Below are 16,122 nucleotides of genomic sequence, written 5' to 3' on the forward strand. Positions count from 1 at the left end.
CGCGATGGGGTCAGAGCGCAATGGACAGGTTCAGGCGGCGGTCGGGTGCAGCGAGGTGGTCGGCGTCGACGGCTCTGACGCTGCCGGGCGGTCGATCTTCGCCGCGACGAGCAAGACCAGCAGACCGGCGACGGTGACTGCCGCTCCCATCCAGATCGGGGAGGTGAAGCCGAGTCCCGCGGCGATGGTGATTCCGCCCAGCCATGCCCCGAGTGCGTTGCCGACGTTGAAGGCGGCGATGTTGGCACCCGATGCCATGGTCGGTGCTGCCGACGCGTAGTTCATGATCCGCATCTGCAGACCGGGAACCGTCGCAAAACCGAAGGCGCCCATGAAGAACAGCGAGATCACAGTCACGACCTTGCTCTCCGCGGTGGCGGCGAACACGATCAGAACGACGGTCAGGATCGCGAGAATCCAGACCAGCGCCTTCGTGAGCGAACGGTCGGCCGCCTTGGCGCCGAGGAAGTTGCCGACGAACAGGCCCGAGCCGAAGAGGATGAGCAGCCACGGAACGCTGGACGTCGCGAAGCCGGTGACCTCGGTGAGGGTGAAGGCGATGTAGGTGAAGGCTCCGAACATTCCGCCGTAGCCGAGGATGGTGATGGCGATCGAGAGCCATACCTGCTTGTTGCGGAATGCCCCCAACTCTCCGCGCAATCCGCCACCGGTCGTGCTGGCGGGCGTCGTCGGGACGAGTGCTGCAATTCCGATCAGGGCGATGACGCCGATGACGGTGATGGCCCAGAACGTCGAGCGCCATCCGAGTTGCTGGCCCAGCAGCGTGCCGAACGGAACGCCGAGAACGTTGGCGATGGTCAGGCCCGCGAACATCATCGCGATGGCGCCGGCGCGCTTGTTGGGCGCGACCATGTCGGCGGCAACCACCGAGCCGATTCCGAAGAACGCACCGTGGCACAGCGCCGCGACGATGCGTCCGCCCATCATGACCTCGTAGGAGGGAGCGAGCGCGGACATCAGGTTGCCGATGATGAACAGCACCATGAGCGAGAGAAGGACCTTCTTGCGCTCGAAGCGGGTGACGGCAGCGGTCAGGAGGATCGCGCCGATCGCCACCGACAGTGCGTAGCCCGAGATCAGGTAGCCCGCGACGGACTCGGTGACCTCGAAATCAGCCGAGATCTCGGGCAGGAGGCCCATGATGACAAATTCGGTGAGGCCGATCCCGAACCCGCCCATAGCGAGGGCAATGAGACCCAATGGCATCTCGATGTTCCTTTCACAGATTTACGCGTAAGCCGTTAGCGGGCGTGCGCAGTAGTTGCAGGCGCGCTATAAATAGTTGCACGCGCGCGCTACATGCGCAAGCTGGTAACCTGGAGTCGCAGGAAACGGACAAGGAGAATCACATGGGGATCGCCGACGACGCCGTCGAAATCCGTTCGCAAGGGTGGCGCACGCTCGCAGCACTGCACGGCGCCCTCGACACCGAACTGGAACGCGCGCTCCAGCGTGAGCACAAACTGTCCGTCGTCGAATACACCGTGCTCGACGCACTGAGCCGCCAGGATGGCTGGCACATGCGGATGGCTCAGTTGGCTCGCGCTGCCGCACTGAGCAGCAGCGCCACGACGCGCTTGGTCAATCGACTCGAAGATCGAGGACTATTGACGCGCATCCTGTGCGCCGACGACCGTCGAGGCATCTACACCGAGCTGACGCCGGCCGGCCGCGAGCTTCTCGAAAGCGCACGGCCGACGCACGACGCCACCCTCGAAGCCGCACTCGACGAGGCATGCAAGACACCCGAACTCGCGCCACTGGTGCGCGCCCTCCACGAGCTTCCCGTCGGCTAGAAGTCTGCCGGAAGCAGGGCACGCTCTTTGATGCCCGAGACCACCTGAGCGACAAACACACTCGCATCGACGACCACCCGCCCACCACGCGCGGGGACCAGAACGTCGACGGTGCCGCCGTGCACCTCGTTGTCTCCGATCACCGCGATGTACGGGTCACGGTGAGTGCGTGCCTCGCGGATGCGACGTCCCAACGATCCGTCAGGCGCGATCGCCACTCGAACATCGCGAGCCTCGAGATCGGCCCGCAAACGCTCGGCCTCAACCTGGTGCCGGTCGCCGACGGGCAGAATCGAGACTTGGTTGGGTGCCAGCCACGGCGGCATCCGCCCTTCGAACCTTTCGATCAAAAGCGCAGTCATGCGTTCCATCGATCCGAGCAAGCCCCGATGGATCATGACGGGGCGAGCCTTGGATCCGTCCTCAGCGGTGTACTCGAGGTCGAACCGCTCCGGTTGATTGAAGTCGAGTTGCACGGTCGAGAGTGTTTCCTCGCGGCCGTGCGCGTCTCGCACCTGGACGTCGATCTTGGGACCGTAGAACGCTGCCTCCCCCTTCGCTTCCACGTACTCGATCGAGCGTGCATTCAGCGCCCCGCGAAGGTGATCCTCGGCGTCCGCCCACTGCTCGTCGGTGCCGAGGTACTGCCCCTCTCCCCCTCTGATCGAGAGGCGGTACTTCCGTTCGGCAATCCCCAGAGTCGAGTAGCAGCGCTCGATCGCGTCGAGCGCGACGATCACTTCCGCTTGCACTTGTTCGCGACTACAGAAGACATGTGCGTCGTCGAGATTGATCTGTCTGACTCGACTCAATCCGCTGAGAACACCGGAGAGTTCGCTACGGAACATCGAGCCGAGTTCACGAACGCGGAAAGGTAGCTCGCGATAACTACGACCGCGAGCGGCGAATACCTGAGCGTGATGAGGACAGTTAGCCGGACGAAGGAGAAATGACTCTCCGCCTATCTTCATTTCGGGAAACATGTCGTCCGAGAACATGGACCAATGCCCAGATCTCTCGTACAACTCTTTCTTCGCCATAACGGGGGTATAGACACCCCGGCATCCGGATCGCGCTGCTTGTTCGGCGGCGAGCTTTTCGAGTTCGTTCCTGATGATCGCGCCGTCCGGTAACCAGAGTGGGAGGCCGGCCCCGACGGTGGGGGTGGTGGCGAAAAACTCCAGGTCGCGCCCGAGTTCGCGGTGGTCAACGCTCATGAGAGGTCTCCAAATCGTTCAAGGGGAGACGCACACGGAGCGACGAAACAGGAAAGCCCCGGGGCGATAACTCCCGGGGCTGAAAGGGTTTGGTCAGCAGTTCCTAAACGATGCGCCGGAAGAGAACCGGCGTCGTCGTGTTGTGCGCAATACTGACCATGTACGTGAGGTTACATCAACTTCCTACCCACCTACAGCCCGAATTGTCGGGCCTCTATGCTGACGCAACTGGGAAGGCGCAGCAGTAGCCAACGAAACACCCACGAAGAGCGAAGTTTCGGCAATCATGTCCGAACGTGAGGTTCTCGGATATGAGGAGGATGTGCGACGGTGCCGGACCACTTGCTCGAACAGTTGATCACCATTCCTTTGTTCACCGGAATCATCGGGTACATCACCAATTGGTCGGGCGTCCTGATGCTGTTTGCGCCGATCAACTTCCACGGGATCAAAGTGCCCGGCCTCAAACTGCTCTTCCCGTTCCTCCCCCGACGCGTCCAGGTGATCCCCGCGATCACCAGCGACGGCAGATTCGGTTGGCAAGGCATCGTCCCCTCGCGGGCGGAGAAGATGGCGTCGATCGCCGTCGACAAATCCCTCGCGAAAGTCGGCAGCATCGCCGACTTCTATCGCGTCCTGGACCCGGACAGCATCGCCGAGCACTTGGTGAACATTTCTCGCAGTGAAGTGCGCGGCGTGGTCACCAGAATCATGACGGCCGAGAATCCTCAGCTCTGGCACAACCTTCCGACGTCGGTGAAGGAGGCCGTCTTCCGCAAGGTGGAGGACGATCTGCCGGCCAGCGTGCGCATGATCACCGACCGCATCGAAGAGGACATCGACGAGTTCATCGACGCGAAGCTGATGGTGATCCGCTACCTCTCTTCGCACCCCAAACTGCTCAACGACATCTTCCGCACGATGGGCAACAAAGAGCTCAGGTTCATGCAGAACTTCGGCTTCTACTTCGGGTTCCCGATGGGCTTCGTGCTCGTCGGAATCCTCCATCTGGTTCCGCAGTGGTGGGTGCTTCCCATCGGTGGCGTGATCATCGGGTACATCGTGAACTACCTCGGAATCACGATGATCTTCGAACCGATCACCCCCAGCCGTTGGGTGCCGTGGCGGCAGGGACTGTTCCTGAAACGCCGCACCGAGATCATCGCCGGGTACGCAAAAACCCTCGCCGATCACGTCGTGACGCTCGAGAACATCGGCACCGAACTCCTCGAAGGTCCCCGCTCGGACCGAACGCGGCGGATGCTCGATCAGGTACTGCGCGAATCCGTCGACGACGCAGCCGGCTGGGCAAAGTCGGTGGTCAAGATGACCGTTGGTTCGCAGAGCTACAAGCGTCTGCCCGGCCTGGCCACCACCGAAGTGCTCGACCTGTACCCCCGGGTCTTCGAGGATGCGGAGTTCGCCGAGAACCAGTCGGAGAAGATTCGTGTCTTCGTCACCGAACGCATGAGCATCCTTTCACCGGAAGATTTCAGCGAACTACTACGCTCAGCCGTCAAGCAGGACGAGTGGCTGTTGTTCGTACACGGGGCCGTGCTGGGCTCGTTTGCCGGTTTCCTACACCTCGCAATATTCGGAGTATGAGCATGAGTGAGCACGACCATCGCATGATCGTCGAAGCGGAATCGTACGACTGGGCTGCGGACATCGCGCCGGTCGAATCCGTCGAAAAGCGTCTGATCCGTAGCCTTGTCGGGCTTACCGCCACGACGACGCTCACGTCGATCAAGCTGACGGGTTGGGCTTTCGGAACGGCGAAGGAGGCGACGCGGCAGATCGTTCAGGCCGCCGCCGAAGCCGCGGCAGAGGCTGCAGAATCCGCCAACGTGCAATCCGAACGTCGGGCCGAGAACACCAACGGAGACGGCTCGCGGACGGAGAACCTGCGGGCGGCAATGGCTACTCGTACCAATCGCAAACAGAGCGTCGAGGCCACTCTCGCGGCGCTGCGGGCACGTGGTGACAGGTTGCTGGATCGTTCCGCGGACGTGACCGATCGCGACGATCTGCACCCGGCTTACGACCGGATCCTCGACGAGATCGCACCAGACGAAGCTCGAATTCTTCGGTTGCTGGCCACCTCCGGCGCACAACCGAGCGTCGACGTGCGCACGGCGCGGCCGTTCGGCGTCGGCTCGGAGATGATCGACGAGGGTCTGTCGATGATCGGAGAACTGGCGGGATGTCGCCATCTGGACCGCATCAGCGCGTACCTGAACAACCTGCATCGGCTCGGTTTGGTGGCGTTCTCACGCGAGCCCGTCGAGGCCGACCGGTACCAGGTGGTCGAGGTGCAGCCATCGGTGATCGAGGCGGTCAAGCGCGCCGGCCGATCGAACAAGATAGTGCGTCGTAGCATCCTGTTGACGCCGTTCGGTGACGACTTCTGTCATACCTGTTTTTCTCTGTAGGGCCTCCGGCCCTGTGCGCCTTTTTGGTAGTTACCACTACCAAAAAGGCGCACAGGGGGCTTGCCCCCTACAGCCAGGTATCTTCTGTCGTGGTCGTCAGGAACGCTTCCAGATCGTCACGCCAGGTGGCCGGAACAGTCTTGTCCGGCTCGATGCCCGTGTACTGCCCGCGATAGAAGAGCAGCGGGCGTTCGGTCTTGATCTCACTCATCGACGAAACCCGACCGAAGACGACGTAGTGATCGCCGCCGTCGTGGACGGTTTCCACCGTGCAGTCGATGTGCGCAAGGGACTTGTCGATGATCGGCGAGCCCAACGGCGATGGTGTCCAATCGATGCCGGCGAACTTGTCCGGCTCACGCGACCCGAAACGAGCACACACCGCCTGTTGTTCCTCCGCCAACACGTTGACGGCGAACTTCCCGGTCCGCTCGATTGCCGCCCACGACCGAGAACCCTTGGTGGGGCAGAACAACACCAAAGGTGGGTCGAGTGACAGGGCAGCGAAAGACTGACACGCGAACCCGACCGGCTCACCGTCGTCGACTGTCGTGATGATGGTGATACCCGTGCAGAACTGCCCGAGAACCGTGCGGAACTGGCGTGGATCGATCGCCTGCTCCGCACTCACCGACGCATCGGGCGAACTCACGGCTTCATTCCCACCGTGAAGTCGTGACCCCACAGGCTCACGGCCGTGCTTTCCCTCGCGATCCAGTTTTCGTCCTCTACCTCTAGCCCCTCACAACCGAATTCGATGTCGAACCCGCCCGGAGTTTTCATGTAGAACGAGAGCATCTCGTCGTTGACGTGGCGACCGAGAGTCGCCGACATCTTGACCTTCTTGCGCAGTGCCCGGTCGAGGCACAGTCCGACGTCGTCGGAGTTCTCCACTTCGAGCATCAGGTGCACGATGCCCGTCGGGTTGGGCAACGGCAGGAACGCCAAGCTGTGGTGACGCGGGTTGCAGCCGAGGAACCTCAGCCACGCCGGCTCGCCGTCCGCGGGCCGGCCGACCATCTGCGGAGGCAGACGCATCGAATCGCGAAGCTTGAATCCGAGTACGTCGCGGTAGAACCGCAGCGAAGCATCGTCGTCATCGGTGGTGAGCACGACGTGGCCGAGGCCCTGCTCGCCCGTCACGAACCTGTGCCCGTACGGGCTCACGATCCGGCGGTGTTCGAGAGCAGCTCCGTGGAACACCTCGAGGGAGTTGCCCGAGGTGTCCTCGAACGCGATCATCTCGACGACGCGACGGTCCTTGAGCTGCTCCGCCGTGCCTTCCTTGAACGGAACACCGGCTGCCGACAACCTGTCACGGATATCCTGCAGCTCAGCGGCATTCGCGGTTTCCCAACCCGAGACGAGCAGACGGTCCGTGTCGTTCGGAACGATGACAAGACGCGCCGGGAAGTCGTCCATACGCAGATACAGCGATTCCGCGTCGACGCCCTTGCCCTCGATCATTCCGAGGATCTTGAGTCCGTATTCGCGCCACGCAGCCATGTCGGTGGCCCCGATGCGCATGTACGCCAGAGATCGAATACCCATCATTTACCTCCGTCGAGCAGGAAGTCGGTTGCGAGCCGGTTGAATTCGTCGAACTTCTCGAGCTGCGCCCAGTGACCGCAACCGCCGAAGACGTGGAGTTGCGCGCGCGGGATCATCTTGAGCGCAACCAGTGCGCCGTCGAGGGGGTTGACCCGATCCTCACGGCCCCAGATCAGCAACACACGCTGTCGAAGCTTGTACGCCTCGCGCCAGAGCATGCCGAGCTCGAAGTCACCGCTGGAGAAGGACTTACCCATCGCCTTGGCCGCAGCCAGCGACTCGGGAGTGCTGGCGGCAGCAAAACGTTCGTCGACGAGTTCCGGCGTGATCAGCTTCTGATCGAAGACCATGATCCGCAGGAACGCTTCGAGGTTCTCCCGTGTGGGCTGGTAGCTGAACTTCCCGAGGTTCTTGACGCCCTCGGTGGGGTCCGGCGCAAACAGGTTGACACTGAGACCGCCGGGGCCCATCAGAACGAGGCGACCCGCACGGTCCGGGTAGTCGAGCGCAAAGCGAACAGCAGCGCCACCACCGAGCGAATTACCCAGCAGGTCAACGCGACCGGTGATCTCGAGCGTATCCAGAAGATCATTGAGCGCCGACGCACTGTGCACGAAGTACTGCGGATGCTCCGTCGGCTTGTCGGACTGCCCGTAACCGGGCTGATCGACGGCGATGACGTGAAAGTTCTTCGCCAACACCGGAATGTTGCGGGCGAAGTTCGACCACGATGACGCGCCTGGGCCACCGCCGTGCAGCAGCACGATGGTCTTGTCGTTTCCGACGCCCGCCTCGTGGAAGTGCAGTTTCAGATCGGGGCGCACTTGCGCGAACCGCGAAGTGGACTCGTAGGTGAGAGCTTCTTCGGTGGTTGTCACTGAGCCTCCTCTAGACCATCGTGTCGGTGATCGGCAGACCGAATTCGCCGGTTCCGAACATGACGTATGCGCGTTCGGGATCGTTCGCGGCGTGGACGCGACCAGCGTGAGCGTCACGCCAGAAACGCTGAATCGGAGTGCCGTTCTGCAGCGCCGTGGCACCAGAGTTCTCGAAAAGCTTGTCGATCGAGGCGATCGCACGGCCAGTGGCGCGCACCTGGTCGCGTCGAGCGCGCAGCCGCAGTTCCATCGGAACCTCTTCGCCTGCAAGGATCAACGCGTACTCGTCGGCGACGTTGCCGGAGAGCTGACGCCACGCGGCGTCGATGTCGCTGGACGCCTCGGCGATGCGCACCTTGGCAAACGGATCGTCCTTCGACTTCTCGCCGGCGAACGCAGCGCGCACACGCTTGCCCTGGTGCTCGACGTGCGCTTCGTAAGCTCCGTAAGCCATTCCGACGATCGGTGCCGAGATCGTCGTGGGGTGAATGGTTCCCCACGGCATCTTGTAGACCGGCGCGGTGTTGTTCTCGAGGCCCGGGGCGGTCAGTTCGCTCATCGCCCGGAAGCTCAGCACGCGATGCTTGGGAACAAAAACATCCTTGACCACAACGGTATTGGAGCCGGTTCCACGCAGACCGACCACATTCCACACGTCGTCGATCTGGTAGTCCTCGCGAGGAATCAGGTAGCTCACGAAATCGACTGCGCGGCCGTCCTTGAACACCGGACCACCGAGAACGGCCCAGCTGGCATGGTCGCAACCCGAGGACCACGCCCACGCACCGTTGACCTTGTATCCGCCCTCGACTACTTCACCCATACCCATCGGGGCGTAAGAGGACGAGATGCGAACGTCAGTGTCGTTGCCCCACACGTCTTCCTGCGCCTGCTGAGAGAAGAGGGCGAGGTGCCAGTTGTGTACCCCGATGATCGAGGAGACCCACCCTGTGGAACCGCACGCGCTGGCGATCTTCTTGACCGCGGAGTAGAACAGCACCGGATCGGCTTCGTATCCGCCCCACTGCTTCGGCTGCAGCAAGCGGAAGAAGCCTGTTTCCTGAAGAGCCTTGATGGACTCGTCGGGGATACGACGCAGATCCTCGGTCTCCTGTGCGCGCTCGCGCAGTGCCGGCAGTAGTGCGTCGAGCCTCTGCATCACCTCGTGGCTGTCATGGTTACCCACTTCGACGCTCCCGTCTTCCTCGATCGGTTGGTTCACTTACACTTGAGACTAGAACACGTTCTCTTTTCTGTCGAGACGCTGACAAAGGTCCCGTTTGTGGCCGCAATGCTGTAACAAGTGCCCCCAAAATCTGGCGGAACCGGATCGAGTTCTATAACGTGTTCTACTAACAGCTAGAAGGGATGTGAGGTCACAATGGCGCAGATTCGCGAGATCGACGTCGGAACGGTGCAAACTCGTTTCGCCCGCGGTTGGCACTGCCTGGGTCTACTGAAGACCTTCAAGGACGGCAAACCGCACGCGATCGAGGCTTTCGGTACGAAGCTCGTGGTGTTCGCCGACAGCAAGGGCGACATCAAAGTTCTCGACGGATACTGCCGTCACATGGGTGGTGACCTCACACAAGGCGAGGTCAAAGGCGATTCCATCGCCTGCCCCTTCCACGACTGGCGCTGGGGCGGCAACGGCAAGTGCACCGGCATTCCTTATGCCCGCCGCGTGCCTCCGCTCGCACGCACCCGCGCGTGGACGACCCTCGAGCAGAACGGTCAGCTCTTCGTCTGGAACGACCCCGAGGGCAATCCGCCGCCCGAAGAGATCGTGATTCCTCGTATCGAGGGCGCGTACAGCGACGAATGGACCGACTGGACCTGGAACTCCATGGTCATCGAGGGGTCCAACTGCCGCGAGATCATCGACAACGTGGTCGACATGGCGCACTTCTACTACATCCACTACGCCTTCCCGACGTACTTCAAGAACGTCTTCGAAGGTGAGATCGCCACTCAGTACCTCAACACCACGGGCCGTCCCGACATCGGAATGGCCTCCCAGTACGGCGGCGACACGCTGCTTCGCTCCGAAGCTGCGTATTACGGACCGTCGTACATGGTCAATCCCCTGTGGAACAGCTACAGCGGATACGAGGTCGAGAGTGTTCTGATCAACTGCCACTACCCGATCAGCCCGGACTCGTTCGTGCTGCAGTGGGGCGTGACGGTGAAGAAGCCGACGGGTGTCTCCGACGAGATGGCCGACAAGTTGGCCGGCAAGTTCACCGAGGGCATCAGCGAGGGATTCCTGCAGGACGTCGCGATCTGGAAGAACAAGACCAAGATCGAGAATCCCCTTCTCTGCGAAGAAGACGGCCCCGTCTACCAGCTACGACGCTGGTACGAGCAGTTCTACGTGGACAAGGCCGACGTCACCGAGAAGATGACACAGCGCTTCGAGTTCGAGGTGGACACCACCAAGGCAAACGAAGCCTGGCACGCCGAGGTCGAGGAAAACCTCGCACGCCAGAAGGCCGAGAAGGAAGCTGCAGCAGAAGCGGCAAAGAAGGAAGCAGAGGTCTAGTCGTGAGCGCCTCGATCGGAACCGACGCACGGTGGGCTCGTTGGGCCAAGGCACCGGACTTTGCCGGGCAAACGGAACGGCTCGAGGCGATCGCGGCCCAGACGATCGAGGACAAGCACGAATACCTCGACTCGGGTCTGCAGGAAGTCGACTGCAAGGCATGCGGCGCGTGCGTACTGGTTCGCAAGAACACGTACAAACACACCAGCGTTCAGTGGACTTCCGACCCGGCGCTGCGTTGCCACACCTTCAAAGAGGCAATTGCTTCCGGGCAGTCGTCGGCATTGAAAGACGGATGCCCGAAACTGCACGACAGCATCGCCGACGCGGTTAGGGACGGCACCATCACGGTGCGTGATCCCGAGGTCAGCTGACCTGATTGTGTAGAACGAGGGCCGACCCACGGGTCGGCCCTCGTTTTACGTTCCAGCGCCCGCGCGTCCGTCAGGCAGGCGGTCGCACCTTTCGTGCAGCCACCGCGTAGACGTCGCTCGACGTGGTGAGAGAGTTCTTTCCGCTGGCCGCCGGCACTCCCCCGCGTAGATTCACGGCCCAGTTGAGCGCACCCAGCGGTCCACACCCGCTGGCTCCCGGCGCCGCAAACACCGCATCCGAATGTGGGACTGCCGGGAACACTGCACCGGGGAACTCACCGATAGGTTCCGACGGAGGGTTTCCGGTTGTGGTCAGGTGAAGGTTGATCGGATTCGAAACCGAACCGATGTAGCAATCGTCACCGAGCAAGGGATTAGACAGTTTCAATCGAACAGGCATGGTGAGTTCCTGCTCGAGAACCTTCAGATCCGGGACTCCCACCGATTCCACCGTCGCGCTGATCTGAGTCAGTCCCAGCGGAGTATCGATCCCGAGAGCACCTCCGGGTACCGAAATCGGATTGGAATAGACCCCGTTGGACCCGTCCTGCTTGGCGACGAACGTCTCGATGAAACTGTTGTCCGGCTGGGTCGCGTATTTCACTCCGCCCGCAACCTTGAGGCTTCCGTCCGGGATCGGCACCGAAAGTGCGCCCAATTTCATGGTCCCTCCGCGAACTACGACGCTGGCGCACGTCGTCACCTCGAGATCCTCGATCGGGCACGTGCCCCAACCGTCGAAGGTCAACGGATCAACCGCTGCCGCACCGGAGGAACCGAGCGATCCGCTGCCGGAAGACCCTGACGATGATTCGTCGGCAATTGCCACACCTGCACCGGCCATGACAAATGTTGCAACTAGCGCGACTGTCGACATCACTCGAGATTTGTTGCGGCTCTTCATCTTCGAATTCCTCCACCGTTGACGGAAATTCACGAGAGCCACCCCCTGTGGATCGCACCTCGATCTACGCCCGGCACGCTACCGAGAAGTGAGACGCGGATTCACACATAACGACGATTTTTCCCACCAAAGAACTACGGCGATCACGCTCGATCGAACTTCCGTCCTAGCCCGGAAACCGTATCGATCCTGTCGGCTCAGTTCGGTTCGACTGTGCCCGAACCGATGACCTGATCGAGGAACGGCCCGAACATCTCCCCCAGGTTCTCGGCGATCTGATCGGGGGTACCGAAAGACAACGTCACGTGACTGATCGCCAGACGCACTATCGTGCTGCCGAACATCTCGGCATGGATGCGGTCGACGTTCGCCCAACTGGTCATGAAGATCTCGGCCAACCTCGCGCTCGCATGTTCGAGCAGCGGAGTCCCGTCAGTGGTGACCAAGCTCAGCAGGTCGTGCTGCGGCCGGGGACCGACAATGCTGACCACCATCGGATCCCGTGCACCGGCGTCGAAGAAGGCACGGAAGGCTGCCGAGACCGCGCCCCGCGGATCCGAATGATGCAGCGTTACTTCGCGTTCCACCTCTTCGAGGAACTCGTCGACGAAACGGATGAGGTATCCGGACGCCAATCCCTGGCGAGACGTGAACTCCTTGTACAACGTCTGCCGGCTCATACCCGCAGCTTCCGCGATATGCGCCATCGTGATGTCGTTCCACGATTTCTCGGTCAAGAGTTCGCGTGTGGCGTCGAGCGCTGACGCACGGAGGAGTTGACGAGCTGCCTCGTGGTACGGGACACGGGCACGAGCGGTGGACATATCGGGAAGATTTCCATCGCCCGTGCTCGGTGTCAAAACGGTGGACACGCAAGCCACAGAAGTCACGAGTGCACTCAGAGCACCGGTGAGGCGACAAGACCCGCCGCAAGTTCGGTCAGATCCCTGTTTGTATCGGCGAGTACGTCGGCGCTGATGTCCGGGGAGCGTTCGATAAGGGTTCGGACGGCACGAATGGCCTTCGGCCGGCCCACGCTCACAGCACCGACGATATTTCCGTCGCGCATGCAGATCGCAGTGAAGTCATAGGAGTCCAAGTCTCCTCGAACAATCACGGTGTCGTCCGCGCCTGGCCAACCCGCTACTTGAATGTTGCGGCCGAATTGGTTCGACCAACTCCAAGGGACGGATTCGAAGGGTTCTTCCTTCCCGACGATGGTCTTGGCAACTGCAACTGCGTGGTCCTGCGCAGTGTTCCAGTGCTCACCACGGTGCATGCCGCCGAGAAAACCGTTGGGCACGTTGGCCACATCGCCGATCGCGTACACATTGTCGACGGAGGTCCGGAGGTATCGGTCTACCGAAATCCCGTTGTCCACCGCAATACCCGCAGCAGCAGCCACATCGGTATCGGGCAAGGATCCGATTGCGACGACGGCCAACTCCGCTGTCCACTCGCGTCCGTCACGCGCACGTGCGGTGACGCCGTCGGCACCCGTCGTGAGCGTCTCGAGGTCGACTCCCGTCTGCAAGGCGACGCCCGCCGAGACGTGCAGCGCGGCGATCTTCTCCGCTATCGACGGTGGAAGCAGCCTGGACAGGGGCACCGGTTGCGCTTCGAGAACCTGCACACTGCAACCCAAGTCGCGTGCCGTTGACGCCACCTCCGATCCGATCAAGCCACCGCCGACCACCAATAGCGAGGATCCTTCGATCAGCTGGGATTGCAAGCGTCGCATGTCTGCGATATCCCGAAGATAGTGAACGCGCTCGGAATCTTCCGCGGCCAACCGTCGGGACCGTCCACCCGTGGCAAGAATCAGAACGTCGTAGTCGATGCTGTCACCGTCGGCTAAAAGTACTGTGCGGGAATCTGTGTCGATACTCGTGACAGTTGCGCCGATCCGAAGATCGATACCCTGCTCGTTCCAGAAAGTCGACGGCCGCAACCGAACCCGATCGAACGACGCTTTCCCGGACAGTAGCTCCTTCGACAGCGCTGGGCGGCGGTACGGCTCCTCAGGTTCGCTTCCGATCAGGATGATGCTGCCGCCGAACCCTTCCTTGCGCAGGGCCTGCGCGGCACCGGAACCGGCGATGCCCGTGCCCACGATCACGACGGTGCGTGTGTCGGGCTCGCTGACCGCTGTCATCAGCGGTCCACCTCCACCATTTCGAAATCGACTTTGGCGGCACCACAATCAGGGCAGGACCAGTCTTCGGGAATCTCGTCCCAGCGAGTACCCGGCTCGATACCGTCGTCGGGCCAGCCGATCGCTTCGTCGTATTCGAACCCGCACTGGAGGCAGCGGAACAATTTGTAAGCAGTGGCAGTCTCGGACATCGGTTTTCCTTTCACCGGTGGGTATTTCGATCAGGATTGCGTGACGAGGGTGAAGTCGACCTTCTCGCGGACGCCGCAGTCGGGGCAGCACCAGTCGTCCGGAATACTCGACCACGGCGTGCCGGGCGGAAAGCCTTCTCGCGCAGCGCCTGTCGATTCGGTGTACGTGTAGTCGCAGATCGGGCAGATGTAGGCGTTCATGCGTTCACCCCGTAGGCTGCGAGGATCTTGGCCCGCTTCTTCGGCGCGATGTTGACCTGGGTGATGTCACCTCGGTAGTGCTCGAGAACGCGGTGGTCCATCACCTTGCGCCACAGGGGCGGGACTGTTGCGAGCATGATCATGCTGGCGTAGCCGCTCGGGAGCTGAGGGGCCTCTTCCATACTGCGAAGCGCTTGGTAGCGCCGTGTCGGATTCGCATGATGATCGCTGTGCCGCTGCAAGTGATAAAGGAAGACGTTGGTGCAGATGCGATCACTGTTCCAGCTGTGCGCCGGCGTGCATCGCTCGTACCGTCCGCTTGCGGTTTTCTGACGTAGGAGTCCGTAGTGCTCGAGGTAGTTGATCGCTTCGAGCAGCGAAAACCCGATGAACGCCTGGATCACGAGGTACGGCGCGATGCCGATCCCGAACACTGCAAGCGCGACACCGAACAGAACAACCGACATGAGCCAGGCGTTGAGCACGTCGTTCTTGATGCTCCAGTGCGTGGTGCCCAAACGCTCGAAGCGGGTCTTCTCGAGATGCCACGCCGACTTCAATCCTCCGCCGACGCTGCGCGGCCAGAAACCGTAGAGGGTCTCACCGAAGCGCGAGGTCGCCGGATCTTCCGGAGTCGACACTCGCACATGGTGGCCACGGTTGTGCTCGAGGTAGAAGTGACCGTAAGCACTTTGTGCGAGAACGATTTTGGACAACCAGCGCTCGACGCTCTCCTTCTTGTGCCCGAGTTCGTGGGCTGTGTTGATGCCGATTCCGGCCGTCACACCGATCGTCACTGCGAGTCCGATATTGGAGAGAACGCTCAAATCCCAACGTGCCCAGATGTAGCAGGACAGGAAGAAGGCCGTGTACTGCAGCGGCAGATAGGCGTAGGTGCACCACCGGTAGAAGCGGTCGTTCTCGAGTTCGTCGATCACCTCGTCGGGCGGATTCTTCCCGTCCTCACCCGCCAGGATGTCGATGACGGGAATGAGAGCAAACGCGATCAGTGGGCCGGTCCACCAGAAGACATTCCATCCGGTGGCGGTAACAAGCCCCACGGCGATGAAAGTTGCCGATGACGGAATCAGCGCCAGCAGCCACAAGTAGCGTTTCCGGTCTCTCCAAGTTGCGAGCCGACCATCTGGCTCGGTGTACACCAACGCCGCCATCGAATTCTCCAGTTCTCGTTCGGATCAGTGAGTGCGTCCTGCGCGGTAATCCGCGACACGAACAACATCTATGTATAGAGAGTGGACAAATGATGGCGTTTTGTCAACGATTTTTGAGGTAAAAGTTTTACAAACACGCAGATTTGTACATCACTAGGATGTGGCGGCAGATCAGCGTTCAAGGAATCGAGGGCGCAAAAGTGCGCCGAAAGGCGCTCGCGCCTCAGGCGGAACGTAGGCCGCCTCGCCATGCCGGGAATACAGGTGGTCGTCCTCGTATCGCGGAAATACGTGGACGTGGTGGTGCCAGACGTCCTGGTTGCCCGCCGGTTCGTTGTGCTGCCGGGTCGAGACGCCGTCGCAGCCGTAGGCTTCACGAATTGCAACAGCCACGGCCTGAACCAGGTCGAAAACCGAGTGCCCGACGCTCGTGGGCAAAGTGTAGAGATTCTCGAAGTGCTCGATCGGCGACACAACTACGTGGCCGGGGTTGCCCGGCCACCACTTCGGGGAAATCCGAGCGATTGCGTGGTCGGTTCGAGCAACCAGGTCGGTCGACGCGTTGTGCTCGTCGAACTCGCCCAGCGCGAAGCGACAGAACGGGCACCGGTACCCCGGCGGCTCATGATGCAACTCGCCTGCCTTCACGTCGCGATCTTCCCACGACCTCAACGTCTGCGACCCGTGT

At 61.5% G+C, this 16,122-nt stretch carries 18 protein-coding genes; 5 read left to right on the forward strand and 13 right to left on the reverse strand.

Going from position 1 to position 16,122, the window contains the following annotated elements:
• Positions 1–30: 30 nt before the first annotated feature.
• Positions 31–1,227, reverse strand: coding sequence for an MFS transporter (locus tag ASU23_RS29000; RefSeq protein WP_058039226.1), 1,197 nt, complete (start codon positions 1,225–1,227; stop codon positions 31–33).
• A gap of 143 nt (positions 1,228–1,370) precedes the next feature.
• Here ASU23_RS29000 and ASU23_RS29005 point away from each other — a divergent pair, with 143 nt between their 5' ends.
• Positions 1,371–1,817: a MarR family winged helix-turn-helix transcriptional regulator gene (locus tag ASU23_RS29005; protein ID WP_003945852.1), complete on the forward strand. Its 447-nt coding sequence runs from the start codon at positions 1,371–1,373 to the stop codon at positions 1,815–1,817.
• Here ASU23_RS29005 and thrS read toward each other — a convergent pair.
• Complete coding sequence (gene thrS / locus ASU23_RS29010; RefSeq protein ID WP_058039227.1) at positions 1,814–3,034, reverse strand: threonine--tRNA ligase; 1,221 nt, start codon at positions 3,032–3,034, stop codon at positions 1,814–1,816. The two genes, ASU23_RS29005 and thrS, sit on opposite strands and share 4 nt — an antisense overlap.
• 330 nt (positions 3,035–3,364) lie before the next feature.
• Between thrS and ASU23_RS29015 the strand changes: the two genes are divergently transcribed.
• Positions 3,365–4,639 carry a DUF445 domain-containing protein gene (locus ASU23_RS29015; RefSeq protein ID WP_007734105.1) on the forward strand — a complete coding sequence of 425 codons (1,275 nt, stop codon included), beginning with the start codon at positions 3,365–3,367 and terminating at the stop codon, positions 4,637–4,639.
• A 2-nt stretch (positions 4,640–4,641) separates the two neighbouring features.
• Complete coding sequence (locus ASU23_RS35005) at positions 4,642–5,466, forward strand: Abi-alpha family protein (RefSeq protein ID WP_007734103.1); 825 nt, start codon at positions 4,642–4,644, stop codon at positions 5,464–5,466.
• Between the two features lie 67 nt (positions 5,467–5,533).
• Here ASU23_RS35005 and hsaB read toward each other — a convergent pair whose 3' ends face one another.
• Genes hsaB through hsaA form a run of 4 tightly spaced genes read right to left on the reverse strand, consistent with a single transcriptional unit; the run spans position 5,534 to position 9,081 of the window.
• Positions 5,534–6,118: a 3-hydroxy-9,10-secoandrosta-1,3,5(10)-triene-9,17-dione monooxygenase reductase subunit gene (gene hsaB / locus ASU23_RS29025; RefSeq protein ID WP_003945677.1), complete on the reverse strand. Its 585-nt coding sequence runs from the start codon at positions 6,116–6,118 to the stop codon at positions 5,534–5,536.
• Positions 6,115–7,017 (reverse strand): iron-dependent extradiol dioxygenase HsaC, encoded by a 903-nt coding sequence (gene hsaC / locus ASU23_RS29030; RefSeq protein WP_058039228.1) that lies wholly within the window; start codon positions 7,015–7,017, stop codon positions 6,115–6,117. Before hsaC ends, hsaB begins: the two co-directional genes overlap by 4 nt.
• Positions 7,017–7,895: a 4,5:9,10-diseco-3-hydroxy-5,9,17-trioxoandrosta-1(10),2-diene-4-oate hydrolase gene (hsaD, locus tag ASU23_RS29035; RefSeq protein ID WP_019746906.1), complete on the reverse strand. Its 879-nt coding sequence runs from the start codon at positions 7,893–7,895 to the stop codon at positions 7,017–7,019. Before hsaD ends, hsaC begins: the two co-directional genes overlap by 1 nt.
• 10 nt (positions 7,896–7,905) lie before the next feature.
• A complete protein-coding gene (gene hsaA, locus ASU23_RS29040; RefSeq protein WP_039973406.1) occupies positions 7,906–9,081 on the reverse strand; it encodes a 3-hydroxy-9,10-secoandrosta-1,3,5(10)-triene-9,17-dione monooxygenase oxygenase subunit in 1,176 nt (391 codons plus the stop codon).
• Positions 9,082–9,276: 195 nt separating this feature from the next.
• Between hsaA and ASU23_RS29045 the strand changes: the two genes are divergently transcribed.
• Together ASU23_RS29045 and ASU23_RS29050 are read left to right on the forward strand one after the other, a co-directional pair.
• Positions 9,277–10,437: a Rieske 2Fe-2S domain-containing protein gene (locus ASU23_RS29045; protein WP_003945847.1), complete on the forward strand. Its 1,161-nt coding sequence runs from the start codon at positions 9,277–9,279 to the stop codon at positions 10,435–10,437.
• A 2-nt stretch (positions 10,438–10,439) separates the two neighbouring features.
• Positions 10,440–10,811 carry a hypothetical protein gene (locus tag ASU23_RS29050; RefSeq protein ID WP_003945499.1) on the forward strand — a complete coding sequence of 124 codons (372 nt, stop codon included), beginning with the start codon at positions 10,440–10,442 and terminating at the stop codon, positions 10,809–10,811.
• A gap of 70 nt (positions 10,812–10,881) precedes the next feature.
• On the opposite strand, the gene ASU23_RS29055 is transcribed toward ASU23_RS29050, so the two are convergent.
• The 7 genes from ASU23_RS29055 to ASU23_RS29085 all read right to left on the reverse strand — a co-directional run bounded on the left by ASU23_RS29055 (position 10,882) and on the right by ASU23_RS29085 (position 16,082).
• Entirely contained in the window at positions 10,882–11,715 is an 834-nt protein-coding gene (locus ASU23_RS29055; RefSeq protein ID WP_003945441.1) for a hypothetical protein, read from the reverse strand.
• Positions 11,716–11,912: 197 nt separating this feature from the next.
• Complete coding sequence (locus ASU23_RS29060; protein WP_007734097.1) at positions 11,913–12,539, reverse strand: TetR/AcrR family transcriptional regulator; 627 nt, start codon at positions 12,537–12,539, stop codon at positions 11,913–11,915.
• A gap of 74 nt (positions 12,540–12,613) precedes the next feature.
• Entirely contained in the window at positions 12,614–13,870 is a 1,257-nt protein-coding gene (locus ASU23_RS29065) for an NAD(P)/FAD-dependent oxidoreductase (RefSeq protein WP_058039229.1), read from the reverse strand.
• Entirely contained in the window at positions 13,870–14,061 is a 192-nt protein-coding gene (locus ASU23_RS29070; protein ID WP_007734094.1) for a rubredoxin, read from the reverse strand. The genes ASU23_RS29065 and ASU23_RS29070 overlap by 1 nt, the downstream gene beginning before the upstream one ends.
• Positions 14,062–14,091: 30 nt before the next feature.
• Entirely contained in the window at positions 14,092–14,262 is a 171-nt protein-coding gene (locus ASU23_RS29075) for a rubredoxin (protein ID WP_007734092.1), read from the reverse strand.
• Positions 14,259–15,434: an alkane 1-monooxygenase gene (locus ASU23_RS29080; RefSeq protein WP_003945652.1), complete on the reverse strand. Its 1,176-nt coding sequence runs from the start codon at positions 15,432–15,434 to the stop codon at positions 14,259–14,261. The genes ASU23_RS29075 and ASU23_RS29080 overlap by 4 nt, the downstream gene beginning before the upstream one ends.
• A gap of 171 nt (positions 15,435–15,605) precedes the next feature.
• A complete protein-coding gene (locus tag ASU23_RS29085) occupies positions 15,606–16,082 on the reverse strand; it encodes an HIT family protein (RefSeq protein WP_058039230.1) in 477 nt (158 codons plus the stop codon).
• Positions 16,083–16,122: the final 40 nt, after the last annotated feature.

This window comes from Rhodococcus sp. KB6 (genome assembly GCF_001445685.1).
GTDB lineage: Bacteria > Actinomycetota > Actinomycetes > Mycobacteriales > Mycobacteriaceae > Rhodococcus_F > Rhodococcus_F qingshengii.